Origin of the sequence: Streptomyces sp. NPDC048275 (genome assembly GCF_040652275.1) — a bacterium.
Lineage (GTDB): Bacteria > Actinomycetota > Actinomycetes > Streptomycetales > Streptomycetaceae > Streptomyces.
Window position 1 is genome coordinate 1 of the sequence record NZ_JBEZLR010000015.1, and the last position, 26,884, is coordinate 26,884.

General features: G+C 68.8%; 26 protein-coding genes and 5 tRNA genes. 19 read left to right on the top strand and 12 right to left on the bottom strand.

The genetic code is table 11. The features are described from left to right. Together AB0D57_RS11990 and AB0D57_RS11995 are read left to right on the top strand one after the other, a co-directional pair. Positions 1-980: carboxyl transferase domain-containing protein (locus AB0D57_RS11990; protein WP_362070637.1), on the top strand; the 980-nt coding region annotated here is incomplete at its 5' end. A gap of 57 nt (positions 981-1,037) precedes the next feature. Then, positions 1,038-1,232: an acyl-CoA carboxylase epsilon subunit gene (locus AB0D57_RS11995; protein WP_362070639.1), complete on the top strand. Its 195-nt coding sequence runs from the start codon at positions 1,038-1,040 to the stop codon at positions 1,230-1,232. Between the two features lie 228 nt (positions 1,233-1,460). Here AB0D57_RS11995 and AB0D57_RS12000 read toward each other — a convergent pair whose 3' ends face one another. The 8 genes from AB0D57_RS12000 to AB0D57_RS12035 form a co-directional block, all read right to left on the bottom strand. Beyond that, positions 1,461-2,042 (bottom strand): ATP/GTP-binding protein, encoded by a 582-nt coding sequence (locus tag AB0D57_RS12000; RefSeq protein WP_103554950.1) that lies wholly within the window; start codon positions 2,040-2,042, stop codon positions 1,461-1,463. Next, positions 2,023-2,619, bottom strand: coding sequence for a DUF742 domain-containing protein (locus tag AB0D57_RS12005; RefSeq protein WP_362070642.1), 597 nt, complete (start codon positions 2,617-2,619; stop codon positions 2,023-2,025). The genes AB0D57_RS12000 and AB0D57_RS12005 overlap by 20 nt, the downstream gene beginning before the upstream one ends. Positions 2,620-2,713: 94 nt before the next feature. After that, positions 2,714-3,127 (bottom strand): roadblock/LC7 domain-containing protein, encoded by a 414-nt coding sequence (locus tag AB0D57_RS12010; protein WP_005479603.1) that lies wholly within the window; start codon positions 3,125-3,127, stop codon positions 2,714-2,716. A gap of 10 nt (positions 3,128-3,137) precedes the next feature. Beyond that, positions 3,138-6,338, bottom strand: a complete 3,201-nt coding sequence (locus AB0D57_RS12015; protein ID WP_362070644.1) for a nitrate- and nitrite sensing domain-containing protein — start codon at positions 6,336-6,338, stop codon at positions 3,138-3,140. Between the two features lie 350 nt (positions 6,339-6,688). Further along, complete coding sequence (locus tag AB0D57_RS12020; RefSeq protein ID WP_054235412.1) at positions 6,689-7,264, bottom strand: ATP/GTP-binding protein; 576 nt, start codon at positions 7,262-7,264, stop codon at positions 6,689-6,691. Continuing rightward, positions 7,245-7,643, bottom strand: a complete 399-nt coding sequence (locus AB0D57_RS12025; RefSeq protein ID WP_095936861.1) for a DUF742 domain-containing protein — start codon at positions 7,641-7,643, stop codon at positions 7,245-7,247. The genes AB0D57_RS12020 and AB0D57_RS12025 overlap by 20 nt, the downstream gene beginning before the upstream one ends. Positions 7,644-7,755: 112 nt before the next feature. Continuing rightward, complete coding sequence (locus tag AB0D57_RS12030) at positions 7,756-8,169, bottom strand: roadblock/LC7 domain-containing protein (protein WP_010984127.1); 414 nt, start codon at positions 8,167-8,169, stop codon at positions 7,756-7,758. A 9-nt stretch (positions 8,170-8,178) separates the two neighbouring features. Then, on the bottom strand, positions 8,179-12,006 hold the full coding sequence (locus tag AB0D57_RS12035; protein WP_362070647.1) for a nitrate- and nitrite sensing domain-containing protein: 3,828 nt from the start codon (positions 12,004-12,006) through the stop codon (positions 8,179-8,181). 599 nt (positions 12,007-12,605) lie between these two features. On the opposite strand from AB0D57_RS12035, the gene AB0D57_RS12040 reads away from it, so the two are divergent. The 9 genes from AB0D57_RS12040 (at position 12,606) to AB0D57_RS12080 (ending at position 16,624) form a co-directional block, all read left to right on the top strand. Further along, positions 12,606-12,794: a hypothetical protein gene (locus AB0D57_RS12040; protein WP_362070649.1), complete on the top strand. Its 189-nt coding sequence runs from the start codon at positions 12,606-12,608 to the stop codon at positions 12,792-12,794. Positions 12,795-12,936: 142 nt separating this feature from the next. Continuing rightward, a complete protein-coding gene (locus tag AB0D57_RS12045) occupies positions 12,937-13,725 on the top strand; it encodes a fumarylacetoacetate hydrolase family protein (RefSeq protein ID WP_266430993.1) in 789 nt (262 codons plus the stop codon). Continuing rightward, positions 13,718-15,226 carry a glutamate--tRNA ligase gene (gltX, locus tag AB0D57_RS12050; protein ID WP_362070651.1) on the top strand — a complete coding sequence of 503 codons (1,509 nt, stop codon included), beginning with the start codon at positions 13,718-13,720 and terminating at the stop codon, positions 15,224-15,226. The genes AB0D57_RS12045 and gltX overlap by 8 nt, the downstream gene beginning before the upstream one ends. A gap of 68 nt (positions 15,227-15,294) precedes the next feature. Further along, positions 15,295-16,026 carry an HAD family hydrolase gene (locus AB0D57_RS12055; RefSeq protein ID WP_362070653.1) on the top strand — a complete coding sequence of 244 codons (732 nt, stop codon included), beginning with the start codon at positions 15,295-15,297 and terminating at the stop codon, positions 16,024-16,026. Positions 16,027-16,116: 90 nt separating this feature from the next. Further along, a tRNA-Gln gene (locus AB0D57_RS12060) sits at positions 16,117-16,188 on the top strand. A gap of 42 nt (positions 16,189-16,230) precedes the next feature. Next, positions 16,231-16,303, top strand: a tRNA-Glu gene (locus AB0D57_RS12065). A 62-nt stretch (positions 16,304-16,365) separates the two neighbouring features. Beyond that, positions 16,366-16,438: transfer RNA gene (locus AB0D57_RS12070), tRNA-Glu, on the top strand. Positions 16,439-16,459: 21 nt separating this feature from the next. Then, positions 16,460-16,531 (top strand) — tRNA-Gln (locus AB0D57_RS12075). A 20-nt stretch (positions 16,532-16,551) separates the two neighbouring features. Next, a tRNA-Glu gene (locus tag AB0D57_RS12080) sits at positions 16,552-16,624 on the top strand. 49 nt (positions 16,625-16,673) lie between these two features. On the opposite strand, the gene AB0D57_RS12085 is transcribed toward AB0D57_RS12080, so the two are convergent. Next, positions 16,674-17,318, bottom strand: a complete 645-nt coding sequence (locus AB0D57_RS12085; protein ID WP_362070655.1) for a MerR family transcriptional regulator — start codon at positions 17,316-17,318, stop codon at positions 16,674-16,676. A gap of 120 nt (positions 17,319-17,438) precedes the next feature. Between AB0D57_RS12085 and AB0D57_RS12090 the strand changes: the two genes are divergently transcribed. Further along, on the top strand, positions 17,439-17,972 hold the full coding sequence (locus AB0D57_RS12090) for a DUF4188 domain-containing protein (protein WP_362070657.1): 534 nt from the start codon (positions 17,439-17,441) through the stop codon (positions 17,970-17,972). Between the two features lie 73 nt (positions 17,973-18,045). Here the strand turns inward: AB0D57_RS12090 and ndgR are convergent, their stop codons facing one another. Then, positions 18,046-18,762 (bottom strand): IclR family transcriptional regulator NdgR, encoded by a 717-nt coding sequence (gene ndgR / locus AB0D57_RS12095; protein WP_028806673.1) that lies wholly within the window; start codon positions 18,760-18,762, stop codon positions 18,046-18,048. 190 nt (positions 18,763-18,952) lie between these two features. On the opposite strand from ndgR, the gene leuC reads away from it, so the two are divergent. The 4 genes from leuC (at position 18,953) to AB0D57_RS12115 (ending at position 22,260) form a co-directional block, all read left to right on the top strand. Next, positions 18,953-20,386 (top strand): 3-isopropylmalate dehydratase large subunit, encoded by a 1,434-nt coding sequence (gene leuC, locus AB0D57_RS12100; protein WP_362070659.1) that lies wholly within the window; start codon positions 18,953-18,955, stop codon positions 20,384-20,386. A gap of 6 nt (positions 20,387-20,392) precedes the next feature. Next, complete coding sequence (gene leuD, locus AB0D57_RS12105; protein WP_362070661.1) at positions 20,393-20,986, top strand: 3-isopropylmalate dehydratase small subunit; 594 nt, start codon at positions 20,393-20,395, stop codon at positions 20,984-20,986. A gap of 254 nt (positions 20,987-21,240) precedes the next feature. Next, positions 21,241-21,471, top strand: a complete 231-nt coding sequence (locus tag AB0D57_RS12110) for a hypothetical protein (RefSeq protein WP_362070663.1) — start codon at positions 21,241-21,243, stop codon at positions 21,469-21,471. 138 nt (positions 21,472-21,609) lie between these two features. Continuing rightward, positions 21,610-22,260 carry an HU family DNA-binding protein gene (locus AB0D57_RS12115; protein ID WP_362070665.1) on the top strand — a complete coding sequence of 217 codons (651 nt, stop codon included), beginning with the start codon at positions 21,610-21,612 and terminating at the stop codon, positions 22,258-22,260. 120 nt (positions 22,261-22,380) lie between these two features. On the opposite strand, the gene AB0D57_RS12120 is transcribed toward AB0D57_RS12115, so the two are convergent. Continuing rightward, on the bottom strand, positions 22,381-22,584 hold the full coding sequence (locus AB0D57_RS12120; RefSeq protein ID WP_362070667.1) for a hypothetical protein: 204 nt from the start codon (positions 22,582-22,584) through the stop codon (positions 22,381-22,383). Between the two features lie 220 nt (positions 22,585-22,804). Continuing rightward, positions 22,805-23,452 (bottom strand): 2-phospho-L-lactate guanylyltransferase, encoded by a 648-nt coding sequence (gene cofC / locus AB0D57_RS12125; protein WP_362070669.1) that lies wholly within the window; start codon positions 23,450-23,452, stop codon positions 22,805-22,807. A gap of 145 nt (positions 23,453-23,597) precedes the next feature. Between cofC and AB0D57_RS12130 the strand changes: the two genes are divergently transcribed. From AB0D57_RS12130 to AB0D57_RS12140, 3 genes are all read left to right on the top strand, one after another. Further along, entirely contained in the window at positions 23,598-24,434 is an 837-nt protein-coding gene (locus tag AB0D57_RS12130; RefSeq protein ID WP_362070671.1) for a lysophospholipid acyltransferase family protein, read from the top strand. Then, positions 24,431-25,441: an NAD(P)H-dependent glycerol-3-phosphate dehydrogenase gene (locus AB0D57_RS12135; protein WP_362070673.1), complete on the top strand. Its 1,011-nt coding sequence runs from the start codon at positions 24,431-24,433 to the stop codon at positions 25,439-25,441. The genes AB0D57_RS12130 and AB0D57_RS12135 overlap by 4 nt, the downstream gene beginning before the upstream one ends. Before the next feature lie 122 nt (positions 25,442-25,563). After that, positions 25,564-26,721, top strand: coding sequence for a D-alanine--D-alanine ligase family protein (locus AB0D57_RS12140; protein WP_362070675.1), 1,158 nt, complete (start codon positions 25,564-25,566; stop codon positions 26,719-26,721). The last annotated feature ends 163 nt before the right edge of the window (positions 26,722-26,884 follow it).

Sequence of the window (26,884 nt, forward strand, 5' to 3'; positions counted from 1 at the left end):
AGATGTTCATCACCGGCCCCGACGTCGTCAAGGCGGTCACCGGCGAGGAGATCACCCAGAACGGCCTGGGCGGCGCGGACGTGCACGCCGAGACCTCCGGCGTGTGCCACTTCGCGTACGACGACGAAGAGACCTGCATCGCCGAGGTGCGCTACCTCCTGTCGATGCTGCCGCAGAACAACCGCGAGAACCCGCCGCGCGTCGCCTCCGAGGACCCGGCCGACCGGCGTGGCGAGATCCTGCTGGACCTGGTCCCGGCGGACGGCAACCGCCCGTACGACATGGCGAAGGTCATCGAGGAACTCGTCGACGACGGCGACTACCTCGAGGTCCACGAGCGCTGGGCCCGCAACATCATGTGCGTGCTGGCCCGCCTGGACGGCCAGGTGGTGGGCATCGTCGCCAACCAGCCGCAGACCCTCGCCGGCGTCCTGGACATCGAGGCCTCGGAAAAAGCTGCGCGCTTTGTCCAGATGTGCGACGCTTTCAACATTCCGATCGTCACCCTCCTGGACGTCCCCGGGTTCCTCCCCGGTGTGGACCAGGAGCACGGCGGGATCATCCGGCACGGCGCGAAGCTGCTGTACGCGTACTGCAACGCGACGGTGCCGCGGATCTCGCTCATCCTCAGGAAGGCGTACGGAGGTGCCTACATCGTCATGGACAGCCAGTCCATCGGGGCCGACCTCACCTACGCCTGGCCCACGAACGAGATCGCGGTGATGGGCGCGGAGGGCGCGGCCAACGTCATCTTCCGCCGGCAGATCGCCGAGGCCGCCGACCCCGAGGCCATGCGCGTACGCATGGTCAAGGAGTACAAGGCCGAGCTCATGCACCCCTACTACGCGGCCGAACGCGGCCTGGTCGACGACGTCATCGACCCCGCCGAAACCCGCGAAGTCCTCATCCGCTCACTGGCGATGCTGCACACCAAGCACGCCGACCTGCCCTCCCGCAAGCACGGCAACCCCCCGCAGTAACCCTGCGGATCCTCCGCGGCAGTGCCGCGGAAACCTCTCTCACGGAGACTGAAACCTATGGACACCCCTGACATCCGCGTTGAGAAGGGCCACGCCGAGCCCGAGGAAGTCGCCGCCATCGCGGCCATCCTCCTGGCCCGCGCCGCCGCCCAGCCGGACACCACCCCGACCCACCGCGGCCGAGCGAAGGCCGGCTGGCGTCGCCTGGAGCGCGAGCCGGGCTTCCGCGCCCCGCACAGCTGGCACGGCTAGGCTGCGCCGCTCAAGCACGAGGAAGGGCCCGCTCCCTGAGGAGCGGGCCCTTTCCCTGTCCTACGAAAGGTCCCACAAAGGGCCCTAGGGAAGGTCCTACGAAGGGACCCACGAAAGGTCCCACGAAGGGCCCCAGGGAAGGTCCTGCGAAGGGACCCACGAAAGAAAGGGGCGCCCTCTCCACCGGAATGGAGAGGGCGCCCCTTCTGCGCTCGTCGCGCGGACGCGCTAGCGCAGGCGAGCCATGAGAGCGTGCTCGACCAGCGTGATCAGCGCGCTCTTCGCGTCCGCACGGTGCCGGGCGTCCGTAGTGATGATCGGCGCGTCCGGACCGATCTGCAGCGCCTCCCGGACTTCCTCCGGGTTGTACGGCTGGTTTCCGTCGAAGCCGTTGAGGGCGATGACGAACGGCAGCCCGCTGTTCTCGAAGTAGTCGACCGCGGGGAAGCAGTCGGCGAGACGGCGGGTGTCGACCAGAACGATGGCGCCGATGGCGCCGCGAACCAGGTCGTCCCACATGAACCAGAAGCGGTCCTGGCCGGGGGTGCCGAACAGGTACAGGATCAGGTCCTGGTCCAGGGTGATACGACCGAAGTCCATGGCGACGGTGGTCGTCGTCTTGTCTCCGGTGTGCGTGAGGTCGTCGATGCCCGCGGAAGCAGACGTCATCACGGCCTCGGTGCGCAGCGGGTTGATCTCCGAGACGGCGCCGACGAACGTGGTCTTGCCCACGCCGAAGCCGCCCGCCACCACGATCTTCGCGGACGTGGTGGAGCGGGAAGGCCCTCCGCTAGAGCTTGCGAAGTCCACTGAGCACCCTTTCGAGCAAAGTCACGTCTGGCTGGCCGCCGGCGTTCTCGTCGCCGCCGGGCTGATGGATGGCGACCAGGCCCGCCTCCGCCAAGTCGGCGACGAGAATCCTGGCCACGCCGAGAGGGATCGTCAGCAGCGCCGAGATTTCGGCCACCGACTTGATCTCCCGGCAGAGGTTGCAGATCCGCTGATGTTCGGGCAACTGGCCCTGCATCTGGTGCGGTTGTGCGGTGGTGTGCACCAGCGCCTCGATGGCGAGCTGGTAGCGGGGCCTGGTGCGGCCGCCCGTCATGGCATACGGGCGCACCAGAGGGTTGTTCGAAGACCCCGCGGGCGCCGCCTCTGGGGTGCGTCGCTGCGGTTGCACAGGCTGGATGCGCGGCGCCGAAGGCTGGTCGTACGGCGAGGGACCAGGACCCTGGGGGCCCTGGGGCGCGTACGGCTGGCCACGGTGGCTGGGCGCGGAGGGGAAGTTGAACCGGTTCGGGTTCTGAGAACCGTCACCCTGGCCCTGCCCCTGGCCGGGGCCGTACGACCAGTTGCCCGAAGACGAACCGCCTGGGGGTGTTGCCACTTTCTCCTCCTCCGACTGTGCCGGGTACCCATCACTGTGGGACCGCGTCCCGAAACCTTACGGCCACGGAACACCAAAACGCACGGTCTGTCTGCTAGTTGAGAAGGCTCCCTTGGAGCTCCGCTCGAAGGTCCGGGGTCAGGACCGTACCTGCACGGTCCACCAGAAGGGCCATCTCGTACCCGATGAGGCCGATGTCCGCTTCGGGGTGTGCAAGGACCGCGAGTGATGAACCATCGGATACGGACATGATGAAGAGGAATCCTCGCTCCATCTCCACAACTGTCTGGTTCACACTGCCGCCCTCGAAGATGCGGGAAGCTCCCGCGGTCAACGAGGTCAGACCGGACGCGACGGCCGCGAGCTGGTCGGCGCGGTCACGGGGAAAGCCTTCGGACATCGCCAGAAGGAGTCCGTCGGCGGAGACCACCACCGTGTGGGACACCCCAGGGGTGTTGTCCACGAAGTTGGTGATCAACCAGTTCAGGTTCTGCGCCGCCTGGCTCATCGGGCTCACACTAACGCTCCTGGTTGTAGGTGCTGTCAGGCCCACCGCGAGGATTCCCGGTGGCCTGGCCGTTCGTGTCACTACCTGCATTGCGCCCCTGCTGCACGCCGCGGCGCAGGTTGCTCAGCCTGCCCCGGATGTCCTCAGGAGCACGGGAGACCTGGGGGCCGCCCTGTGGGGTCGATTCCGCGGTTCCCTCGACCAGGTTGGCCTTGGGTACCCGCCGCGGCAGGCCGGAAGAGGTGACTCCACCCGCCTTGGGCTTCTTGAGCTGCTCGGCGCGCTGCCAGCGGTCGTCGTTGGACGAACGCCAGTCGTCGTTGCCCGGGGTGGCCGCAGGCGATACCTGGGACCCCTGGCCGACGGGCCGCTGGCCGTTGGTGCCGCTCGGGGCGGATCCGCGGCGCGGCAGCCCGGAGTCAGTCAGCGCGTGCGGGGCGGAAGGTGCCGGCCCCGGACGGCTGAAGCCTACGCGGTCCTGCTCACCTGCGTCAGCGGCCTGCGTGGATTCCGCTTCCGGAGCGTACTCGGACCGGTAACCGTTCTGGTACCCGTCCTGCTGCGGCCAATCGTCCTGGTGGGACGGCTTTTCGAAGCCGGAGAAGGCGTCCTGCGCGGCGCCACGGGCCCCGGAGTGCTCCCCCTGGACCGGTTCCGCATACGAGGGCTCCGGGTAGCCGCCGTTCGACGGGAAGTACGACTCGTCGTACGTCGCCTGCTGCGGTTCCTCGTACGCCGTCTGCTGGTCGTACGTCGCCTGCTGCTCCTCGTACGCGGGCCGGCCGTTGTCGTACGACGGCTGTCCGTTGTCGTAGGCCTGCTGGGGCACCTCGAAGTCATCCTGGTACCGCGGGGGCTCGATGGCCTCCGGCTGGCCCTGTGCCTGGGCCTCCAGGGCCGCACGGCGCTCCTCGCGCATCAGCGAGCGGCCTACGGGGTCCAGTTCGCGGATGTCGTCGGGGACTTCCGTGTAGCGGCTGTCGTCGAAGCCGAGCTCGGCCGCGGTGCGCAGCGGCTGCTGGGCCTGGAAGGCCTGCTCCGGCTGGAAGGCCTGCTGCTCCGGGATGATCTGCGAGACGGTGAACTCGTCACGCTGAAGGTGCTGTTCGCCGCCGCCACCACCGTGGGTGATCGCGTCGGGGAGCATGACCAGGGAGGTCGTACCGGCCTGCTCGCCGGAGGGGCGGAGCTGGACGCGGATGCCGTGCCGGTCGGACAGTCGGCCGACCACGAACAGACCCATGCGCTGCGAGATCGCGGCGTCCACGGTCGGCGGGTTGGCCAGCTTGTGGTTGATGTCGGCGAAGTCCTCGGCGGTGAGACCGATGCCCTTGTCGTGAATCTCGACCATGATCCGACCGTCGGGGAGACGGGTTGCGGTCACGCGAACCTTGGTCTGCGGGGAGGAGAACGTGGTGGCGTTCTCCAGCAGCTCGGCGAGCAGGTGCACGAGGTCGGTCACGGCGCGGCCGTGGATCTCGGCCTCCGGGACGCCGGAGAGCTCGATGCGCTCGTACTGCTCCACCTCGGAGGAGGCGGCGCGCAGGACGTCCACGAGGGGCACCGGCTGGTCCCAGCGGCGGCCGGGCTCCTCGCCGGCGAGGACCAGGAGGTTCTCGCCGTTGCGGCGCATACGGGTCGCGAGGTGGTCCAGACGGAAGAGGTTCTCCAGCTGGTCCGGGTCGGCCTCGTTGTTCTCCAGGTCGGTGATCAGGGTCAGCTGGCCCTCGATCAGCGACTGGTTGCGGCGCGACAGGTTGGTGAAGATCGCGTTGATGTTGCCTCGCAGGAGCGCCTGCTCGGCGGCCAGTCGGACCGCCTCACGGTGGACCTGGTCGAAGGCGCGGGCGACTTCGCCGATCTCGTCCGTGGTGGTGATCGGGATGGGCGTGACACGGGTGTCGACGCGGCCCGGGTCCGTGCGCGAGAGCTGGTCGACCAGCATCGGCAGACGCTGCTCGGCAACACTGAAGGCCGCGTTGCGCAGCTGGCGCATGGAGGTGCTCATCTGGCGTGCCATGATCCCGGCGAGGATGAACGCGGCGAGCAGGGCGATGACGACGATGGCGCCGTTGATGTAGGCGTCGCGCTGGGCGTCGGAGGCGATGGACCCGGCGTCGGTGACCGCTCGGTCGATGAGGTCGCTCTCGAGCTCGCTGTAGCCCTCGAACTTGAGGGTGGCGGCAGACATCCACGTAGCGGGAGTGATGCCCTTCGCGGCGAGCTCGGTGGGCGTGGCGCCACTGGCGATCGCCTGGACCATCTTGTCCATCGCGGGCGGCGCCACGAAGGTCTGGCCCGCGGCCTCGGCCTTGCTCTTGGCCTCGGCGAGCCGGCTCTTGCCCTCCGCGGTCTTCTCCTCCATCACGCTGGTGAGCCGGGTGGCGTCCTGCTCGGTTCCACCGGAGACGTACTCCTGAAGAGCGACGTTCTCCAGGTAGGCGTACGACGTGAAGGAGGTGAGCTGCTGCGCGCGGTTCTGCGGGTTGGTGCTGGGCTTCACGAGCAGGTGGGAACCGATCGAGCGCTGCAGCGACTCGGCGCCCTTGGCGAGCGCGATGGCGTACACCGTACGGCCGTAGCTCGTGATGTTGCCGGTGCCGAGGCCCAACTCGTTCGAGAACTCCATGAGCAGGTGCTCGATGGCGACGTAGCCCTCTTCGGTCTGCACCGGCTCCATGGACTTCGTGAACGCCGTTTTGCGGATCTGCTCGAGCTGAGGCTCGGCCTTCTCCACCAGGCTCAGTCGCCGCTTGAGCCCGTCCGTTTCCGGCATCCCGATGACTTCTTGGTGGAAGGCGTCGGCCTTCTCATCGGTGAGGGCACGAGCCTTCTTGACCGTCGCGTCGTTCCGATCGCCCAGCAGCAGAGGCTCGGCGGAGATGTCGCGCTCGTTCAGCATGGCCTCGGCGTATGCGCCGGCGGCCGCCACGACCTTCGCCACCTTCTCGGCGTCGCGGGCCTCCTGCCAGGTGTCGATCGAGCCCTTCACCTGGAAGCCGCCCATGACGAGGCCGACCAGCACGGGTATGAGCAGGATCGCGTTCAGCCTGGTGGGCACACGCCAGTTGCGGGGGGACAGACGGCCGCCGCTCGGCGCGGGCGCCGGTGGGGGCTCAGGGGCAGGCACCTGTACGGGCGCCGCTCCGCGCGGCGGCGGGGTGAAGTTGCCCCGTGCCGACGGCTCGGGACCGTTCTTGCTTCGCCTCACTCGACCAACAACCTCTCGGCGTCGGCACCTACGTTGTGCCGCGGTGTGTCCAGCGCCCTTGTCTACCGGGCAGTTCAGCGCATTCCAGCACGTCAGGCGGCGCCGTTCCAAACACTCGGAACCGATGGTTCCGGGTGACGGATACCCCAGATAAAACGGTCATAAAGAGCGAGCCCCGCCAAAAGGCGGGGCTTTTGTGAGCGCAGCGGCACCGGGTGACCGCGATGCGTGTCGATGCCCGTGGAATCCAATGTCGAAACGTTATGAACACTGAGGCCGACCGTGTCAAAGGACACAGCCGGCTCCAGAGCGTCTACGACAACTGCCTTATGCAACTGTCGACTTGAGTGCTACCTGAGACGTGCCATGAGAGCGTGTTCGACCAGCGTGATCAGCGCACTCTTGGCATCCGCGCGGTGCCGGGCGTCCGTCGTGATGATCGGCGCGTCCGGACCGATCTGCAGCGCCTCGCGCACCTCTTCGGGGTTGTAGGGCTGGTGTCCGTCGAAGCCGTTGAGGGCGATGACGAACGGCAGCCCGGAGTTCTCGAAGTAGTCGACCGCCGGGAAGCAGTCGGCGAGACGGCGGGTGTCCACCAGGACCACGGCACCGATGGCGCCGCGGACCAGGTCGTCCCACATGAACCAGAAGCGGTCCTGACCAGGAGTACCGAAGAGGTACAGGATCAGGTCCTGGTCGAGGGTGATGCGGCCGAAGTCCATGGCCACCGTGGTGGTGGTCTTGTCCCCGGTGTGGGTGAGGTCGTCGATGCCCGCGGACGCGGACGTCATGACGGCCTCCGTGCGCAGCGGGTTGATCTCCGAGACGGCGCCGACGAACGTGGTCTTGCCCACGCCGAAGCCACCCGCCACCACGATCTTCGCGGAGGTGGTCGTCCGACCTCCGTCAGAGCTTGCGAAGTCCACTGAGCACCCTTTCGAGCAAAGTCACGTCCGGCGCGCCGCCGTTGTTCTCATCGCCGCCAGGCTGGTGAATGGCGACGAGTCCGGCCTCTGCGAGGTCCGCGACGAGGATCCTGGCCACACCCAGCGGCATGGACAGGAGGGCCGACACCTCTGCTACCGACTTGACCTCACGGCACAGGTGGCAGATTCGCTGGTGCTCGGGGAGCAGCCCCATCAACTGCGCGGGGTCGGCCGTAGTGCTGATCAGCGCCTCGATGGCGAGTTGGTACCGCGGCCTGGTCCGGCCGCCGGTCATCGCGTACGGACGTACCAGCGGCTGGTCGCCCTCGTCCTCGTACGGCTGTGCGTACGGATCATGAGAGGCGGTGGGCGGTGTCATTAATCCTCCGGGCGGGACAGCAGGTGGGTCAGTCGTGCCGTCTGGATGGGGCCGGTGGGGGGATTGTGGCGGCCGGACGGTGATTTCGTGCTTTCTCTGGAACCCAGGGGGTTCAGTGGAGCAGACTTCCCTGTAGCTCGGCGCGCAGGTCCGGCGTGAGTACGGCGCCTGCACGGTCGACGAGCAGCGCCATCTCGTAGCCGACGAGGCCGATGTCGCATTCCGGGTGGGAGAGGACCGCAAGGGACGATCCATCCGAAACAGACATGAGGAAGAGGAAACCGCGCTCCATCTCGACAACCGTCTGTGCCACCGTGCCGCCCTCGAAGATCCGGGATGCCCCGGCGGTCAACGAGGTGAGCCCCGAGGCGACGGCCGCGAGCTGGTCGGCGCGATCGCGCGGGAAGCCTTCGGACATCGCCAGAAGGAGCCCGTCGGCGGACACGACGACGGTGTGGGACACCCCGGGGGTGTTGTCCACGAAGTTGGTGATCAACCAGTTCAGGTTCTGTGCGGCCTGGCTCATCTGACTCAACTAACGCTCCTGCTGGTGAGTGGGGCTGGGGAAGCTGCCGGTCTGGCCGGTACCGGCCTGGCGACCCTGCTGAATGCCCCGACGGAGATTGGTCAGCCGGCCGCGTACGTCATCGGGCGCACGTGAGACCTGCGGACCGCTTTGGTGCTGTTGCTGCTGTGCCGTGCCCGCGACGAGGTTGGCTCGCGGGACGCGGCGCGGCAGGCCTGAGGTGGTGACCCCACCCGCCGACGGCTGACGGACGCGTTCTGCCTGCCGGACGAGGTCGTCGTTCGGCGTGCTGCGCCAGGAGGTGGGGGCCTGTGCGGCGGCCGGCCGGTGCTGAGGGGTCGCGGGGGTCTGCGGCTGTTGCTGCGGAGCCTGCGAGCCGTTGTTGTGGACGCCGTTGTGGGCGCCGTTCTGCGGGCCGTTGTGAGCGCCGTTCTGGGAACCGTTCGCCTGACCGTGGAACCAGTTGGTCTCCAGCGTGTCGTACAGCGGCGTCCGTCCGTCACCCGGGCCGGTCGCCGGCGGCAACGCCTCGGGCTGCTGCGGACGCGCGGGCCGCTGCGGGGCCTGCGGCTGCTGGAACTGCCCGGTGGACGACGGGTCCTGGCGGTTGCCGTAGCCGGGCGTCGCGAACTGGCCGGGGGACGAGGGGTCCTGCCCGTTGCTGTAACCCGGCCGTGCGAACTGGCCTGTGGACGACGGGTCCTGGGAGTTGTTGTAGCCGGGCGTCGCGAACTGGCCGGTGGACGAAGGGTCCTGGCCGTTGCCGTAACCGGGGGCGGCGAACTGGCCCGTGGTGGACGGGTTGTGGCCGGCCGGAGCGGTGCTCCCGGAGCTGAAGACGTCCGGACGGACGAACTGACCCGAGTTCTGCCCGGCGTTCTGCGGCGCGTTCGTGCCGGGGCGCGGGGCGTCGAAGTCGGGGCGGGCGAACTCCGAGGTGGCAGCGGCGGAGGCCGGAGCACCGGGGCCCTGACGGTTGTCGATGCGTGGCATCTCCGAGGTCGCCCCCGGGCCCTGCCGGTCGTCGATCCGCGGCATGCGCGAAGTGGCGTCGGGCTCCTCGTGACCGCGCGGGGCGTCGAGGGACGCGCGCGGCACGGGCGGCTGCGCGTTCTCGTCGCTCCAGCTCGGCCTGGACTGCTGCGGGCTGCCACCGGGCAGCTCGGCACGCGGGCCACCGCGCCCCGGGAGCTGCGGCCTGCGACGGCCGCCGCCCTTGTTGCCCGACGGCTGCGGCTGCTGCGGAGGTGCGGCCGCGGGGGAGCTGTCACTGAAGTCGAAGCCGCCCTGGCGGGCGCCGGGTCCGTCGCCGAAGCTCTGGGGCGCACCGGGTCCGGCGGACTGAAGGCCCTGCGGGGCGCCCGACGGGCTCTGCCCGAAGAGACCGCCACCGGACGGGGCCGGCCTGCCCTGCTGCGGATTGCCTCCCGGACCCTGCGGCCCACGCGCTCCACCCGGCGCACCCGGGCGACCGCCCTGGTTGCCGCCGGGCAGCGCGGCCCGCGGACCCTGCCCCGCACCGACCTGCCCGCGCTGCGGCGGAGCACCGAGGAGACCGCCACCTGCGGCGGGGGCACCCGCCCCGAGGGACGGACCGCCACCCTGGCCACCGCCGCGGCGGGCCGCGGCGAGTCCGGCCGAGGCCTGCGCGGCGGCCGGACCGCCGGAGGCGGGAGCGCCCTGGCCCGGCTTGCCCGGAGCCTTCTTGCCGCCCTGGGCGACATCGACGGGGAGCATGACGAGCGCGGTGGTGCCACCCGAGTCGGACGGACGCAGCTGGATGCGGATGCCGTGGCGCTGCGACAGACGACCGACCACGAAGAGGCCCATGCGCCGGGAGACGGAGACGTCCACGGTGGGCGGCGAGGCGAGCCGCTCGTTGATCGCGGCGAGGTCCTCGGGGGACAGGCCGATACCGGTGTCGTGGATCTCGATCAGCACGCGGCCGTCGGGCAGCGCGTGACCGGTGACCTTGACCTTGGTCTGCGGGGAGGAGAACGAGGTGGCGTTCTCGAGGAGCTCGGCGAGCAGGTGCACGAGGTCGTTGACGACCCGGCCCGCGACCTGGGTCGCGGGGACCGAGGCCAGCTCGATGCGCTCGTACTGCTCCACCTCGGAGGCGGCGGCGCGGAGCACGTCGACCAGTGGGACCGGGCGGGTCCAGCGGCGGCCGGGCTCTTCACCGGCGAGAACGAGGAGGTTCTCACCGTTACGACGCATGCGGGTCGCGAGGTGGTCAAGCTTGAACAGGGAGGACAGCTGGTCCGGGTCGGCCTCGCGGGACTCCAGTTCGGAGATGAGCGAGAGCTGACGCTGGATGAGGCCCTGGGAGCGGCGCGAGAGGTTAGTGAACATCGCGTTGACGTTGCCCCGCAGCAGGGCCTGCTCGGCGGCGAGTCGCACGGCCTCGCGGTGCACGTCGTCGAAGGCCGCGGCCACCTGGCCGATCTCGTCCCGGGAGTGCACACCGACGGACTCGACGGAGGTGTCGACGTCCTGCGGGTCGGACTCGGAGAGCTGCTTGACCAGCTCGGGCAGACGGTCCTGGGCGACCTTGGTCGCGGTGTCCTGCAGCCGGCGCAGCGAGCGGATCATGGACCGGGCCACGACGAAGGCGCCCACGAGCGAGACACCGAGGACCAGCAGGATCAGCGCACCGGAGATGATCGCTTCGCGCTGCGACTCGTTGCGCAGCTCACGGGCCTTCTGCTCCATCTGGTTGAGCAGCGTCAGCTCGATCTTCGACATCTGCTCGATCTTGGCGGAGTCGTCGTCGACCCAGTCCTTGTACGAGCGCTTGTCCTGGGTGCTCAGACCGTCCTTCGAGTCGAGTATGCGCTTGGCGTACTGGTCGGCGGACTGGATGGTCGGGTTGCCCTGGTCGATGGGCTTGGTGAGGTCTTCTGCCCCGGCGCCGTAGATGCTGGCGAAGCTGGTGCGTTCGGAGGTCTCGCTGTCCTTCGCAGACTTCGCGTACAGCCGGTCGTTCTCGGACAGCTTGCCGAAGACGTCTTTGTCCTCGGGCAGCGCGGCGCCGATGACGGCGCGCTGGATGGAGGCGTATTCCTTGGCGGAGGAGAAGGCGGACAGAGCGCGGGTGCGCGTGATCATCTCCGGGTTGCTGGTCGCCTGCGCCATGTCCTGCGAGAGGTCGATCAGTTGGGCGATGAGGCGGTGGTACCCGTCGACCGTCTGGGAGGAGTTCCGGGAGTCGCTGTAGGCGCCGTTGCGGATGGTGCTGAGCTTGTTCAGCTCGCTCGCGATGGCGACGAGGCTATCGCGGACGCCGGTGAGCTGTCCGCTCGCGCTGGCGTCGTCGACCTCCTGGGTGCCCGCGATGAACTGCTTGCGGGCGTTGTCCGTCGCGTCGCGGACGCTCTTGACCGTGTAGTCGGTGGGCGTCGCGCCGTGCGCGAGCGGGCCCGCCGACTGGTCACGCTCCTTCTGGAGCGCGGCGGCGAGCTCGGTCGCCTGCTTGGTCATGTCCGTCAGCAGCTTCATGTTGTCGAGCTGCTGGATGTCGTCCATGGACTGGCTGATACGCAGTCCACCCAGGGTGGTCGCGGCCACCACGGGGAGCGCGAGCAGCGAGACCAGACGCGTGGAGATGCGCCAGTTGCGCAGGGCTATTCGGGAGCCGGGGCCGCTGGGGCCCGTCGGCTTCGCGGGCGGTGTGGCGGGAGCTGTCGCGCCGGGGCGCGCGGAGCGTTCACCGCTGCCGCCGACCTCCGACTGTCCCGGGTTCTGGGCGTGCTGGGGCGAGGAACCGCGCTCGGTCCCGCCTTGCGGCTCCGGCTCCGCCGAAGCGCTGCCATCCCTCTTGAAACGTCCCTGCACTAGCGTCGCAACCTCTGGACCAGGCGTCCCTCCGTGGAAGCGGCGGGACGGTGTCGGCGTCGTTCAGGGGCGCAGACGCGCCCCCTGGTGTGGTCGTGAGTGACCGGCGCTGCTTCCCCTTCCCGCCGCCACTCGGCGCTGAGTCGCGCCCCCTGCGCGCCGGTTCGTTCCTGCGGCGGTCCGAGGAATTCCAGCACAGTGCCGGATCTCCAACAAGGGCCATGGGCCAGGCCGTGACCTTCGTGACACGTTGTGAGGGGCGCGTCACAAGACGTAGAAAACGATGTAGTACATAACGGACGTATGCCTGCGAGCCGTTGGCGTGTGCGGGGTGTCCCAGTCGCGATGATCAGGAGCGGAATGTTGGCTTCAGTTAAGCAATGTCCGTTTCGCCGAGGAGGGTTGGCGGCCTGAATTGACCGGTTTGCCTACCAGTGAGTGAGCAAACTCACACGATGATCGCGAGGTCTTCACGGCTTCACACGGGAATTGCATGTTTAGCCTGGCGCTTTACAGGGATGGCAAATCCGACAACCCGTGCCTACGCGGAGGCTCTTGAGCCCGCCAGGCGCCCGGCAAGACAGAGGTCGAGTACAACAGTGAAGACGACGATGATGTTCCGCAACATAGCCAACCCGCGACGCACCACGCTGGCGCACCTCGAGGACGCCGAGGCGCTGCGGACGCCGGAGCAGCCGGAGCACTCGATCGACCTCCCCGCCCAGACCGCCAACCCCCGGCGGACCATCCTCATGGAAGCCCCGGTCACGGCCTCCGTCGCGGAGTAGTACGCGCACAGGCCACCGCTCGCTCGCCGCGCCGGCGGACTCGCTCACCGTGCCGACGGGACATACGCGAAGCCCGCACCCCTCTCCGCGTTAGCCTGGAGCGTCAGACTCCAGCCAGCTCAGTGAGGGGCGCAAGGATCCCGTGCGCATCGCCAGGTTTTCCATCGACGGCAACGTCGCATTCGGCGCGGTCGAGGGCGACAAGCCGGACGAGCTCGTCCTCGACATCATCAAGGGCATCCCGTTCGCGGACTTCGAGCTCTCCGGTACGAAGGTCCCGCTGAGCAAGGTGCGGCTGCTGCCGCCGGTGCTCCCCAACAAGGTCGTGGCCTTCGGCCGCAACTACGCGGAGCACGCGAAGGAACTCGGCAACGAGGTGCCCGACGCCCCGTTCGCCTTCTTCAAGCCGTCCACCTCGGTGATCGGCCCCGGCGACGACATCCAGTACCCCTCCTTCTCCAGCGAGCTGCACCACGAGGCCGAGCTCGCCGTGGTCATCGGCCGGATGTGCCGCGAGGTCCCGCGCGAGCGCGTCAAGGACGTCATCCTCGGCTACACCTGCGCCAATGACGTCACCGCACGTGATGTCCAAAAGCGCGAGAAGCAGTGGGCCCGGGCCAAGGGCTTCGACAACTCCTGCCCGCTCGGCCCCTGGGTGGAGACGGACCTCGACCTCACCGCGATCGCCGAGGGCATCACCATCCAGTGCACGGTCAACGGCCAACAGCGCCAGCTCGGCCGCACCAGCGAGATGATCCACTCCATCGAGGACCTGATCGTCAACATCACCGAGGCCATGACGCTGCTCCCCGGCGACGTGATCCTCACCGGCACCCCGGCTGGGGTCGGCCCCCTGAACGTCGGCGACGAGGTCGCCGTCACCATCGAAGGCATCGGCACTCTCACCAACAAGGTGATCAAGCGTGGCTAACGCGAACTCCCCCAAGTCCTCGACTCCGCTCGGACAGGGGGTGCCCCCCCGCGTACGTTTCTGTCCGTCCCCGACCGGCAACCCCCACGTGGGCCTGGTCCGCACCGCCCTGTTCAACTGGGCGTTCGCCCGGCACAACGAAGGCACCCTGGTCTTCCGCATCGAGGACACGGACGCGGCCCGCGACTCCGAGGAGTCGTACACCCAGCTGCTCGACTCGATGCGCTGGCTGGGCTTCGACTGGGACGAGGGCCCCGAGATCGGCGGCCCCCACGCGCCGTACCGCCAGTCGCAGCGCATGGACATCTACAAGGACGTTGCACAGAAGCTCCTGGACGCGGGCCACGCGTACCACTGCTACTGCTCGACCGAGGAGCTGGACGCCCGCCGCGACGCCGCCCGCGCCGCCGGCAAGCCGTCCGGCTACGACGGCCACTGCCGCGACCTGACCGCCGAGCAGAAGGCCGCGTACGAGGCCGAGGGCCGCACCTCCATCGTCCGCTTCCGGATGCCCGACGAGGCGATCACCTTCACGGACCTGGTCCGCGGCGAGATCACGTACCTCCCGGAGAACGTGCCGGACTACGGGATCGTACGAGCCAATGGAGCACCCCTCTATACGCTCGTGAACCCGATCGACGACGCCCTGATGGAGATCACCCACGTCCTGCGCGGCGAGGACCTGCTGTCCTCCACCCCGCGCCAGATCGCCCTCTACAAGGCGCTGATCGAGCTGGGTATCGCGAAGTCGGTCCCCGCCTTCGGCCACCTCCCGTACGTGATGGGCGAGGGCAACAAGAAGCTCTCCAAGCGCGACCCGCAGGCCTCGCTCAACCTCTACAGGGAGCGCGGTTTCCTTCCGGAGGGCCTGCTCAACTACCTCTCCCTCCTTGGCTGGTCGCTCTCGGCGGACCGCGACATCTTCGCCATCGACGAGATGGTCGCCGCCTTCGACGTCGCGGACGTGAACCCGAACCCGGCCCGCTTCGACCTCAAGAAGGCCGAGGCGATCAACGCCGACCACATCCGCATGCTCGACGTGAAGGACTTCACCGAGCGCTGCGCCCCCTGGCTCAAGGCCCCCTTCGCCCCGTGGGCGCCGGAGGACTTCGACGAGGCGAAGTGGCAGTTGATCGCCCCGCACGCGCAGTCCCGGATGAAGGTCCTCTCCGAGATCACGGACAACGTCGACTTCCTGTTCCTGCCGGAGCCGGCCTTCGACGAGGCCTCCTGGACGAAGGCCATGAAGGAGGGCTCGGACGCCCTCCTGCGTACGGTCCGGGAGAAGCTCGAGACGGCCGACTGGTCCTCGCCCGAGTCGCTGAAGGAGGCCGTCCTGGCCGCCGGTGAGGAGCACGGCCTCAAGCTAGGCAAGGCCCAGGCCCCGGTCCGCGTCGCCGTCACCGGCCGCACGATCGGCCTGCCGCTCTTCGAGTCCCTGGAGATCCTGGGCAAGGACAAGACGCTGGCGCGCATCGACGCGGCACTGGCGAAGCTGTAGGTGGATGACGGAGGGGGCGGCGTCCGGTTCGGGCGCCGCCCCCTTTGTGTACGGGTTACGGTCGGACCATGACCATCAAGGCCGTGATCTGGGACGTGGACGACACCCTCTTCGACTACACCACCGCGGACCGGGACGGGATGCGCGGACACCTGGTGGCGGAGGAACTGCTCGACGGCCACGAGACCGTGCAACAGGCCTTGGTGCGCTGGCGGGAGATCACCGACCGGCAGTGGGCGCGATTCGCGGCGGGGGAGACCGACTTCGAAGGACAGCGCCGAGACCGCGTCCGGGTCTTCCTCGGTCAGGAGCTGACCGACGCCGAGGCCGACGCGTGGTTCGAGCGCTACCTCGTGCACTACGAGGCCGCCTGGGCCCTCTTCCCGGACGTCCTGCCCGCACTGGACACCCTGGCCACCAGCCACCGGCACGGGGTGCTGTCCAACTCCAGTCTCCTCGTCCAGGATCGCAAGCTGCGCGTCCTCGGGGTGCGCGACCGCTTCGAGGCGGTCCTGTGCGCCGCCGAGCTCGGCGTCTCCAAGCCGGACGCCCAGGCCTTCCACGCGGCCTGCGAGGCCCTGGAACTCGCCCCGCACCATGTCGCGTACGTCGGCGACCACCCGGAGATCGACGGGCGCGGCGCCGCGGACGCCGGCCTGCTGTCGGTCTGGATCGACCGCGACGGCGGGCACACCAGCGGTGACGCACTCGCGGGACTGCACCGCATCGCGTCGCTCGCCGAACTTTCCTCGATCCTCGACACGCATACCCGTTTTGGAGCGCCGTCCACCTTCAGGTAATGTTCTTCCTGCGCCGCCGGAAAGCGGGCCGAAAGGTCCGGAAACCGGAGGCGCAAGCTAAAACAAAAACCCCACGGGGTTGCGTTTCAGTGGCCTATGGTGTAATTGGCAGCACGACGGTTTCTGGTTCCGTTAGTCTAGGTTCGAGTCCTGGTAGGCCAGCTCGCAGAGCTCATCTGCAACCGCAGAGACCAACTCTGCAAGGCCCCCGTTGTGTAGCGGCCTAGCACGCCGCCCTCTCAAGGCGGTAGCGCCGGTTCGAATCCGGTCGGGGGTACAGATCCTTCTCAGGGGGACAGTCCGGGTCGCACCCGCTGACTCTCATGCAGGATCGCTAGGGCCCCCGTTGTGTAGCGGCCTAGCACGCCGCCCTCTCAAGGCGGTAGCGCCGGTTCGAATCCGGTCGGGGGTACTGAGTGGTCTAGACCACTATTGGGCTATGGTGTAATTGGCAACACGACGGTTTCTGGTTCCGTTGTTCTAGGTTCGAGTCCTGGTAGCCCAGCTGGATCGCTTGTGATCCTTGCCCCCGTTGTGTAGCGGCCTAGCACGCCGCCCTCTCAAGGCGGTAGCGCCGGTTCGAATCCGGTCGGGGGTACGCAGTCCGATGGGCCTTCACTCCGGTGGGGGCCCATCGGCGTTCCCGCTCACTCGATGCCGTACCGCCGCGCCGACTCCTCCTCCTGGGCCAGCCGATGCAGCGCCTTCAGTACCGGCTCGAAGAGGATCGTCGCCGCGACCGCCGTCTCGACCTTCTCCTCCTCCGAGGGGTGCTTCTCCACGAAGTCCAGGTCACGGACGGCCGCCTGGTGCATCAACCGCGCGTACGGCGTCATGAGTTCGGCGTCCCAGGGATAGCCGAGCCGGATGAGCGTGGCCACCGCCGACACCAGGGAGCGGTGCACGGGGGAGAGGGTGCTCAGCTCCCGGGCGGTCTCCCAGCCCAGTCCCTCCAGCAGTCGGTCCACCTCGCGGCGCGCGGACTGCACGGCAGGGTCCTGTTCATCCGGTTCGGGTTCCTGCGGCAGTGACCACAGGGCCGCGCCCAGCCGGATCGTCCGGCCGAGGGAGTCGTCGTCGATGTGCCCCAGGACCTCCCGGGCTGTCGCCACCCGAACCCGGCCGACCTGGATGAGCGCGCGCACCAGGCGGAGCCGACGCAGATGGCTCTCGTCGTACTCGGCCGTCGTGGCGCTGATCCGGCGGCCGGGCGCCAACAGCCCTTCACGCAGGTAGTACTTGATCGTCGCGATCGACACGCCGCTGCGCTCGCTCAGTTCCGTCAGCCGCATCTCTTGTGCCTTCCCATGGATAAGAGCACTATCCAAGCATCGCGCGATTGGATAGTGCTCTATCCAACCGCGGATTCATCCAGGGGAATCATCGAGGGGAACCATCAAGGGGGAGTCGTGATGTTCGTCAAGCCCATCGCGGGCCGTACCACCGCCGCAGCCGAGGGGGACGTGGTCGTCCTGTTGATCGGCATGCGCGTCAACCACTTCTGGGCGGTGCACCACTGGGTGCCCGCGCTCCTGGCGATGCCGCGCATGCTCCGTGAACTGGCCAGGGACAAGAGCCGCGGGCTGCTCGGCCACGTTCTGCTGACGGCCTCGCCGAGGACGTACTACGTCGTCCAGTACTGGGAATCCAAGGAGCAGCTGTACGCGTACGCGGCGGCGCCCGACATGTTCCACCACAAGGTGTGGGCGATCATCAACCGCAAGGAACGCGCGGGGAAGGTGCGGCAGCACGTGGGGATCTGGCACGAGGCGTACATCGTGCCGGCGGGGTCGTACGAGTCGATCTACGCGGACATGCCGCCCTTCGGGCTCGGAGCGGCGCATGGCGTACTGCCCATCGAGCGGCGGGGACGGCGGGCGGCCGAACGGTTCGCGCACCGCGAATCCGGGACCGGTGAGGCCGAGGTGCGGGAGTCCAGGGCATAGAAGCCCGAGGTGGGGAAGACCGAGGTGAGGGAGGGCCTGCCGCGGCGTTGAGGCGGGCCCTACCTGGCGTGGGTCAGCCCGTGCGGCGCAGGGCCTCGGAAAGGCGGCCGGCGGCGTCGATGACCGCCTGGGCGTGCATCCGGCCCGGATGCCGGGTCAGGCGCTCGATCGGTCCGGAGACCGAGACGGCGGCCACGACACGGTTGGAAGGGCCGCGTACCGGCGCGGAGACCGACGCGACGCCCGGCTCGCGCTCGCCGATCGACTGGGCCCAGCCCCGGCGTCGTACGCCCGAGAGCGCTGTGGCCGTGAAGCGGGCGCCCTGCAGGCCCCGGTGCAGACGCTCGGGCTCCTCCCAGGCCATCAGGATCTGGGCCGAGGACCCCGCTTTCATCGTGAGTGTGGAACCGACCGGGACCGTGTCCCTGAGGCCCGACAGGCGCTCGGCCGCGGCGACGCAGATGCGCATGTCGCCCTGGCGGCGGTAGAGCTGCGCGCTTTCGCCCGTGATGTCGCGCAGGTGAGTGAGCACCGGGCCCGCCGTCGCGAGGAGGCGGTCCTCGCCCGCGGCCGCGGCCAGCTCGGCCAGCCGAGGTCCGAGAATGAAACGGCCCTGCATGTCGCGCGCCACCATGCGGTGGTGTTCAAGTGCCACGGCGAGGCGATGTGCCGTGGGTCGTGCCAGTCCGGTCGCAGCGACCAGGCCCGCGAGGGTGGCCGGACCGGACTCCAGAGCGCTCAGGACAAGGGCTGCCTTGTCCAGAACGCCGACGCCGCTACTGTTGTCCATGCAACGATACTCGCGTCTCACTCTGTGAAACGCAAGTTCAATTTTCGGTGGAACGCGCCACTCTGGTAGACACAGCGGCCCGCGGACCAACGGGCCCGGCGGCAGGCGTCCGGTACGAGGGGTACGAGCGCCGCCGCCTCGGAAATCTCTAGTTGGGCCGGCGCCACACAGGCCGGCCGGAGGGAAAGCGATGGGTAGGACACTCGCGGAGAAGGTCTGGGACGACCACGTCGTCCGGCGCGCCGAGGGCGAGCCCGACCTCCTCTTCATCGATCTGCACCTGCTGCACGAGGTGACCAGCCCGCAGGCCTTCGACGGCCTCCGTCAGGCGGGGCGTCCCGTGCGCCGCCTCGACCTCACCATCGCCACCGAGGATCACAACACCCCGACCCTCGACATCGACAAGCCCATCGCGGACCCGGTCTCCCGGGCCCAGCTGGAGACGCTGCGCAAGAACTGCGCCGAGTTCGGTGTGCGCCTGCACTCGCTGGGCGATGTCGAGCAGGGCGTCGTCCACGTCGTGGGACCGCAGCTGGGCCTGACCCAGCCCGGCACCACCGTCGTGTGCGGTGACTCCCACACCTCCACGCACGGCGCCTTCGGCGCGCTGGCGTTCGGTATCGGCACCTCGCAGGTCGAGCACGTGCTGGCCACCCAGACGCTGCCGCTGGCCCGCCCCAAGACCATGGCCATCACGATCGACGGCGAACTGCCCGACGGCGTCACCGCCAAGGACCTGATCCTGGCGATCATCGCCAAGATCGGTACCGGCGGCGGCCAGGGCTACATCCTGGAATACCGCGGCTCCGCCATCGAGAAGCTCTCGATGGAAGCCCGGATGACCATCTGCAACATGTCGATCGAGGCCGGCGCCCGCGCGGGCATGATCGCCCCCGACGAGACCACCTTCGAGTACCTCAAGGGCCGTGCGCACGCCCCCGAGGGCGAGGACTGGGACGCCGCGGTCGCCTACTGGTCGACCCTGAAGTCGGACGCGGACGCGGAATTCGACGCGGAGGTCGTCATCGATGCCGCCTCGCTCTCCCCGTTCGTGACCTGGGGCACCAACCCCGGCCAGGGCGCGCCGCTTTCGGCGTCCGTCCCCGACCCGGCTTCGTACGAAGACGCTTCGGAGCGCCTGGCCGCCGAAAAGGCCCTGGAATACATGGGGTTGACCGCCGGAGAGCCGCTGCGCGACATCAAGGTCGACACCGTCTTCGTAGGTTCGTGCACCAACGGCCGCATCGAGGACCTGCGTGCCGCCGCCGCGATCGTCGAGGGCCGCAAAGTCGCCGACGGCGTACGGATGCTGGTGGTACCCGGCTCCGCGCGGGTCGGTCTGCAGGCCGTCTCCGAGGGCCTGGACGTGGTCTTCAAGGAGGCCGGCGCCGAATGGCGGCACGCGGGCTGCTCGATGTGTCTGGGCATGAACCCCGACCAGCTGGCCCCCGGTGAGCGCTCCGCGTCCACCTCCAACCGCAACTTCGAGGGCAGGCAGGGCAAGGGAGGCCGTACGCACCTGGTGTCGCCGCAGGTCGCCGCCGCCACCGCCGTGCTGGGTCACCTGGCCTCCCCGGCCGACCTGTCCGACTCGTCTGCCGCCCGTACGCCCGCTGGAGTCTGAGAAGTCATGGAAGCATTCACCACGCACACCGGCCGGGCCGTTCCGCTGCGCCGCAGCAACGTCGACACCGACCAGATCATCCCCGCCCACTGGCTCAAGAAGGTCACCAGGGACGGTTTCGAGGACGGGCTGTTCGAGGCCTGGCGCAAGGATCCCGAGTTCGTGCTCAACCGGCCGGAGCGGCAAGGCGCCACGGTCCTGGTCGCCGGTCCCGACTTCGGTACGGGCTCCTCGCGCGAGCACGCCGTCTGGGCGCTGCAGAACTACGGATTCAAGACCGTCATCTCGTCCCGTTTCGCGGACATCTTCCGTGGCAACTCGCTGAAGAACGGCCTGCTCACAGTGGTTCTGGAGCAGAAGATCGTGGACGCGCTACAGGAGCTCACCGAGAAGGACCCGCAGGCCGAGATCACGGTGGATCTTGAGGCCCGTGAGGTGCGCGCCGAGGGTATCACCGCCGCCTTTGAGCTCGACGAGAACGCCCGCTGGCGGCTGCTGAACGGCCTTGACGACATCTCCATCACCCTCCAGAACGAGGGCGACATCGCGACGTACGAGGCCAAGCGGCCGTCGCACAAGCCGAAGACGCTCCAGGTCTGACGCACGGCTGATTTCAGCCAACGCAACACGCCTCTGTACCCCCAATCGTGGACGGTTGGGGGTACAGCTGTGTCTGCCCCCGGAGGGCATCGCGGAGCCGCTCGGGAGGGCCCCAACTCCCCTAGTTACAAGGGCGATTGCCTGGGTACGCGCACCTTGGCGCCGGAGCGTGCGGAGGCGCTCAGGACCCTCTCCGGGTACGGCAGTTACCCCCTGCGCAGGCGACAACTCGCCCCAGATGGCACAATCTGTGCATGGAACACGACGGCCAACTCGAGCTCTATACGGCAGTCGCGGCCCAACTGAAGGAAGCGCACACAAGAGTGCGCGCACTGCAAGTCCCGGAGGGCGTACGGATGGCGCTGACCCGGAAGCTGCTGGTCATTACGGCCGTGGCCAAGCACGATCTCGCCGATGCGACAAGGCGGCTGGAGCGGTTCACCACCGACCTCGACGAGGGCCGATTCCTCGAAGAGGAACGCTGAGGAACTCCGCAACAGCCCGAGTTCGTTGCGGCACAAGGGTGATTAGCCCGTTTCGTGTTTGATTTGCGGTATATATCTGCCTAACGTGCGAAAAAGCTTGAACGCATTCGTTCGGGCGATGTCTCCGAAGGGGAAGACGTGAACAAGGCGCAGCTCGTAGAAGCGATTGCCGACAAGGTCGGCGGGCGTCAGCAGGCCGCCGACGCGGTCGACGCGGTACTGGACGCCATCGTCCGTGCGGTCGTCGGCGGGGACCGGGTCTCGGTCACCGGCTTCGGTTCCTTCGAGAAGGTGGACCGTCCCGCTCGTTACGCCCGCAACCCGCAGACTGGTGAGCGTGTTCGGGTCAAGAAGACCTCGGTGCCGCGCTTCCGCGCGGGCCAGGGTTTCAAGGACCTGGTGAGCGGCTCGAAGAAGCTCCCTCGTGGTGGCGAGGTCGCGGTCAAGAAGGCGCCCAAGGGCAGCCTGACCGGCGGCGCCGCGGCCACGGTCAAGAAGGCCGCGGCCAAGAAGGCCACCACCGCCAAGAAGGCGGCGGCCAAGAAGACCACGGCGAAGAAGACGGTGGCGAAGAAGACCACCGCCGCCGCGAAGAAGACCACGGCCAAGAAGACGACCGCCAAGAAGACCACGGCGACCGCCAAGAAGGCCACGGCCAAGAAGGCCACCGCCAAGACGGCGACGGCCAAGAAGGCCCCGGCGAAGAAGGCGACGGCCAAGAAGGCCCCCGCCAAGAAGTCGACGGCACGCAAGACCACCGCCAAGAAGGCCACCACCGCCCGCCAGTAACAGGGCGCAGGGCAACTCACGCGCCGGGCCGGGCTCCCCTGGGGAGCCCGGCCCGCGGCGTGTTCGGGAACGGGTTCAGGGGCTGGTTCAGGAAGGGGTTCAGGAACCCTTCCAGGGGGGTCAGAAGGTCTGGAGCGTGACCAGGGTGATCCGGCGTGCGTCGCCGTCCCCCTCGGTCTCGATGCGCACGCGCTGCCCCGGGCGCAGCAGTCGCAGCCCCCCGGCGTCGAACGCCGGCCCGTCGAAGGGCACCGGGGTGCCGTCGTCGAGCAGCACTTGGCCGCTGTGGGTCTCGGGGTCGTACGTGTACGCGGTCGCCTGCATGCCGGAAGCCTACGGCCGCACGCCCGGGAGTGGCATACGGGCTGCCCCCGTGATCAGGGGCCGGGGCGGGCGCCGGTCAGCAGGAGGGGCGCCGGGAGCCGCGGCGGAGTCGGAGGTGATGGCGGGTGGGTGGAGCGCCGCCTGTCGGTGGTCGGGGCGGCGCTGACCGGAGCCCGAGGCTTCGAGGGGCCGCGAGCACGTCGGTGGGCGGCGCCCCGGGTCAGCCGCCGGGCTGGCCCGGGATCAGCAGATTCGCCGCCACCGCGGCTGTGCGCGGGCCCACGCCCAGTGCGAGCGCCGTCCGCAGGTCGTCGCCGGTGTCCACGTCCTGACGTACGGAATCCACCGAGTCGAGGCGGAGTTCCACGGCGCCCGAGGCGCGATGACGGGCGCGGGAATCGGTACCGAAAGCGGGGAGCAATTCATGGTCGGGGGAAGCTGTCAGCAGGGTCGTGCCGATTGCGGCCGCATCAGGGAGAAAAGCGCGTGGGAATTCCGCGGCCGCCTCGAGTACCCGGGCCAATTCAACGGGCCGCAACGCGGGCAGATCGGCGTTCAGGGCCGCCACGGCGCATTCGGGACTGTAGGAGCGTACGATCCCCGCCCCGTGCGCTAGTGCGGAGTTCAGGCCCCCTGCGGGTTCGTCCGGGACGATCCGCGCGCCGAGCGCGGCCAGCTCCCGTCCGGCCAGGGCGTCGTCCGTGACTACCGCCACATTTCGGACCGCCGCACAGGCCAGCGCGGCCGCCACGGTGTCCTGCGCGAACGCGAGAGCGAGGCTGGGACGCACTACGTCGCCTGCGGTGTCCGACAGCCTGCTCTTGGCTCGCGCCAGGGGTTTGAGGGGTACCACCAGGGTCCACTGCACGAGCGCTCCGTTCCTCCCTTGTCGCGCCCATTGTGACCCGGCAGCCCTGGAGGCCCGGACGTCGGGGCGTACGGTGTTCTCGACAGACAGACGGCCTGGGGCGACACTTGTGCGGCCCCCCAGGCCCTAAGAGGAAGGTGTCCGCGTGCCCCGCCGCAGAATCGGCTTCTGGTACCGCTTCGCAGCGGTCCTCTGCAAACCGCCACTGGTGGTTCTGATCAAGCGGGACTGGCGCGGAATGGAGAACATTCCGGTCGAGGGCGGATTTATCACCGCGGTGAACCACAATTCTCATGTGGATCCGTTCGCGTATGCGCACTATCAGTACAACACCGGGCGTGTTCCGCGTTTTCTGGCGAAGGCCGGGCTTTTCCGGAAGGGATTTGTGGGGGCCGCGATGCGCGGCACCGGACAGATCCCCGTCTATCGCGAGAGCACCGACGCGCTGAGCGCCTTCCGGGCCGCGATCGACGCCGTGGAGCGCGGCGAATGCGTCGCTTTCTACCCCGAGGGCACGCTCACCCGCGACCCCGACGGCTGGCCGATGACCGGCAAGACCGGTGCCGCACGGGTCGCTCTGCAGACCAAGTGCCCGGTGATCCCGGTCGCCCAGTGGGGCGCCAACGAACTGCTGCCGCCGTACGCCAAGAAGCCCAACCTCCTTCCGCGCAAGACCCACTACGTGCTCGCGGGCCCCCCGGTCGACCTGTCTGGCTTCTACGACAAGGAGATGAGCCCGGACCTCCTGAAGGAGGCCACCGAGGTCATCATGGCCGCCGTCACCGCGCAGCTGGAGCAGATCCGCGGCGAGAAGGCGCCCGAAACGCCCTACGACCCGCGTCAGGTGCGGATCGAGCAGCGCAGGCGCACCGCTGCTTACGAAAAGGCGCAGGTGCAGGCACAGGCACAGGCGCAGGTGCAGGCCCAAGCACAGGCACCCGCACAGCGAAAAGCACAGCAGGAAGAGGGGCAGGGCACGTGAGCAAGCCGGTCAAGGCGGCCGTCTTCGGGACCGGATCGTGGGGTACGGCCTTCGGCATGGTGCTCGCCGACGCGGGGTGCGAAGTCACCCTGTGTGCGCGTCGTGCCGAACTCGCCGAAGCGGTCAACTCCACGCGGACGAACCCGGACTATCTGCCGGGCGTCGAACTCCCCGAGAACCTGCGGGCCACCACCGACGCCGCCGCGGCCGCGCGCGACGCCGACTTCACCGTGCTCGCCGTGCCCTCGCAGACGTTGCGCGGCAACCTTGCCGAGTGGACGCCGTTGCTCGCGCCCGACACGATCCTCGTCTCCCTCATGAAGGGCGTCGAACTCGGCTCCGCGATGCGGATGAGCGAGGTGATCGAGGACGTCGCCGAGGTCGGCGCGGACCGCGTCGCCGTGGTCACCGGACCCAACCTCGCCCGTGAGATCGCCGCCCGGATGCCGGCCGCAGGCGTCGTCGCGTGCACCTCCGAAGCGGTCGCCCAGCGACTCCAGGCCGCCTGCCACACCCCGTACTTCCGCCCGTACACCAACACCGACGTGGTGGGCTGTGAACTCGGCGGCGCGATCAAGAACGTGATCGGTCTCGCCGTGGGCATCGCGGACGGCATGGGGCTCGGCGACAACGCCAAGGGCTCGTTGATCACGCGCGGACTCGCCGAGACCACCCGGCTCGGCCTCGTGATGGGCGCCGATCCGCTGACCTTCTCCGGACTCGCGGGCCTGGGCGACCTGGTGGCGACCTGCTCCTCGCCCCTCTCGCGCAACCACACCTTCGGCACCAACCTCGGCAAGGGCATGACCCTCCAGGAGACCATCGCGGTCACCAAGCAGACCGCCGAGGGCGTCAAGTCCTGTGAGTCCGTGCTGGATCTGGCCCGCCGGCACGGCGTCGACATGCCCATCACGGAGACGGTCGTCGGCATCGTCCACGACAGCAAGCCGCCGGTCGTCGCGCTCAAGGAACTGATGGCGCGCAGCGCCAAGCCCGAGCGCCGCTGAACTTCGGGTGGAGGACCGAACCCTCAGGTGGACGACGCTCCGCAACGGCTCGTACGACGCTGAGCAACGACCGCCGTGGGGCGCTGACTCAGCGCCGTACCAACGGGTACTCTCAACCCGATATGAGCACCCAGAACCTCCCCCAGAGCCCTGAGCAGCCGCCTCGCAAGCCGCGCGTGGCCGTCGTCTTCGGCGGCCGCAGCTCCGAACACGGGATCTCCACTGTCACGGCCGGCGCCGTCCTGCGCGCCATCGACAGGACGAAGTACGACGTCCTGCCGATCGGCATCACCCAGGACGGCCGTTGGGCGCTCACCGCCGACGAACCGGAGCGGATGGCCATCATCGACCGGCGGCAGCCGAGCGTGGAGCAGCTCGCCGAGTCCAACGAGGGCGGCGTGGTCCTGTCCGTCGACCCGGCCAACCGCGAGGTCGTCTACACCGAGCCGGGCTCCGTTCCCAAGGCTCTCGGCGAGGTCGACGTCGTCTTCCCCGTGCTGCACGGCCCGTACGGCGAGGACGGCACCCTCCAGGGACTCCTGGAGCTCTCCGGAGTCCCGTACGTCGGTTCCGGCGTGCTCGCCTCGGCGGTCGGCCAGGACAAGGAGTACATGAAGCGGGTGTTCACCTCCTTCGGGCTGTCCGTCGGCCCGTACGTGGTGATCCGGCCCCGTGAGTGGGAGCGCGACGAGTCGGCCGCCCGCAAGAAGATCATCGACTTCGCGGGTGACCACGGCTGGCCGTTGTTCATCAAGCCTGCGCGCGCGGGTTCCTCGATCGGCATCACCAAGGTCGACTCCCTCGAAGGCCTCGACGAGGCGATCGAGGAGGCCCAGCGCCACGACCCGAAGATCATCGTGGAGGCGCTGCTGCGCGGCCGCGAGATCGAGTGCGGGGTGCTGGAGTTCGAGGATGGGCCGCGCGCGAGCGTGCCCGCCGAGATCCCGCCCGTGCAGTCGCACGCCTACTACGACTTCGAGGCGAAGTACATCGACTCGGCGCCCGGCCTGGTGCCGGCCCCGCTGACCACCGAGCAGACCGCCGAGGTCCAGCGGCTCGCGGTCGAGGCGTTCGAGGCCGCTTCCTGCGAGGGCCTGGTGCGCGCGGACTTCTTCCTCACCGAGGACGGGGAGTTCGTGATCAACGAGATCAACACCATGCCGGGCTTCACGCCCATCTCCATGTACCCGAAGATGTGGGAGGCGAGCGGCGTGGGCTACCAGGAACTGGTGGACCGCCTGGTGCAGGCGGCGCTGCACCGCTCGACGGGGCTGCGCTAGGGCCGGTCCGGCGGATCAGGTCGCAGGGAAGCAACGGCGCCTGACAGCCCAGGTGAGCGGGGTCTGGTGCGTCCAGCTGCAAGACGGAGGAGGGCGACGACGCGATGGGGGTCCCCCCTGTTCGAGCGAAGCCGAGAACTTGGGGGAGTCGGCAACCGACGAC

Coding starts and splice junctions, on each gene's coding strand:
- AB0D57_RS11995 (WP_362070639.1), top strand. CDS start 1,038: ATGGACACCCCTGACATCCGCGTTGAGAAGGGCCACGCCGAGCCCGAG.
- AB0D57_RS12010 (WP_005479603.1), bottom strand. CDS start 3,127: ATGAGCCAGGCGGCGCAGAACCTGAACTGGTTGATCACCAACTTCGTG.
- AB0D57_RS12025 (WP_095936861.1), bottom strand. CDS start 7,643: ATGACACCGCCCACCGCCTCTCATGATCCGTACGCACAGCCGTACGAG.
- AB0D57_RS12030 (WP_010984127.1), bottom strand. CDS start 8,169: ATGAGCCAGGCCGCACAGAACCTGAACTGGTTGATCACCAACTTCGTG.
- AB0D57_RS12055 (WP_362070653.1), top strand. CDS start 15,295: ATGACCATCAAGGCCGTGATCTGGGACGTGGACGACACCCTCTTCGAC.
- AB0D57_RS12085 (WP_362070655.1), bottom strand. CDS start 17,318: ATGCGGCTGACGGAACTGAGCGAGCGCAGCGGCGTGTCGATCGCGACG.
- AB0D57_RS12090 (WP_362070657.1), top strand. CDS start 17,439: ATGTTCGTCAAGCCCATCGCGGGCCGTACCACCGCCGCAGCCGAGGGG.
- ndgR (WP_028806673.1), bottom strand. CDS start 18,762: ATGGACAACAGTAGCGGCGTCGGCGTTCTGGACAAGGCAGCCCTTGTC.
- leuC (WP_362070659.1), top strand. CDS start 18,953: ATGGGTAGGACACTCGCGGAGAAGGTCTGGGACGACCACGTCGTCCGG.
- leuD (WP_362070661.1), top strand. CDS start 20,393: ATGGAAGCATTCACCACGCACACCGGCCGGGCCGTTCCGCTGCGCCGC.
- AB0D57_RS12110 (WP_362070663.1), top strand. CDS start 21,241: ATGGAACACGACGGCCAACTCGAGCTCTATACGGCAGTCGCGGCCCAA.
- AB0D57_RS12120 (WP_362070667.1), bottom strand. CDS start 22,584: ATGCAGGCGACCGCGTACACGTACGACCCCGAGACCCACAGCGGCCAA.
- AB0D57_RS12140 (WP_362070675.1), top strand. CDS start 25,564: ATGAGCACCCAGAACCTCCCCCAGAGCCCTGAGCAGCCGCCTCGCAAG.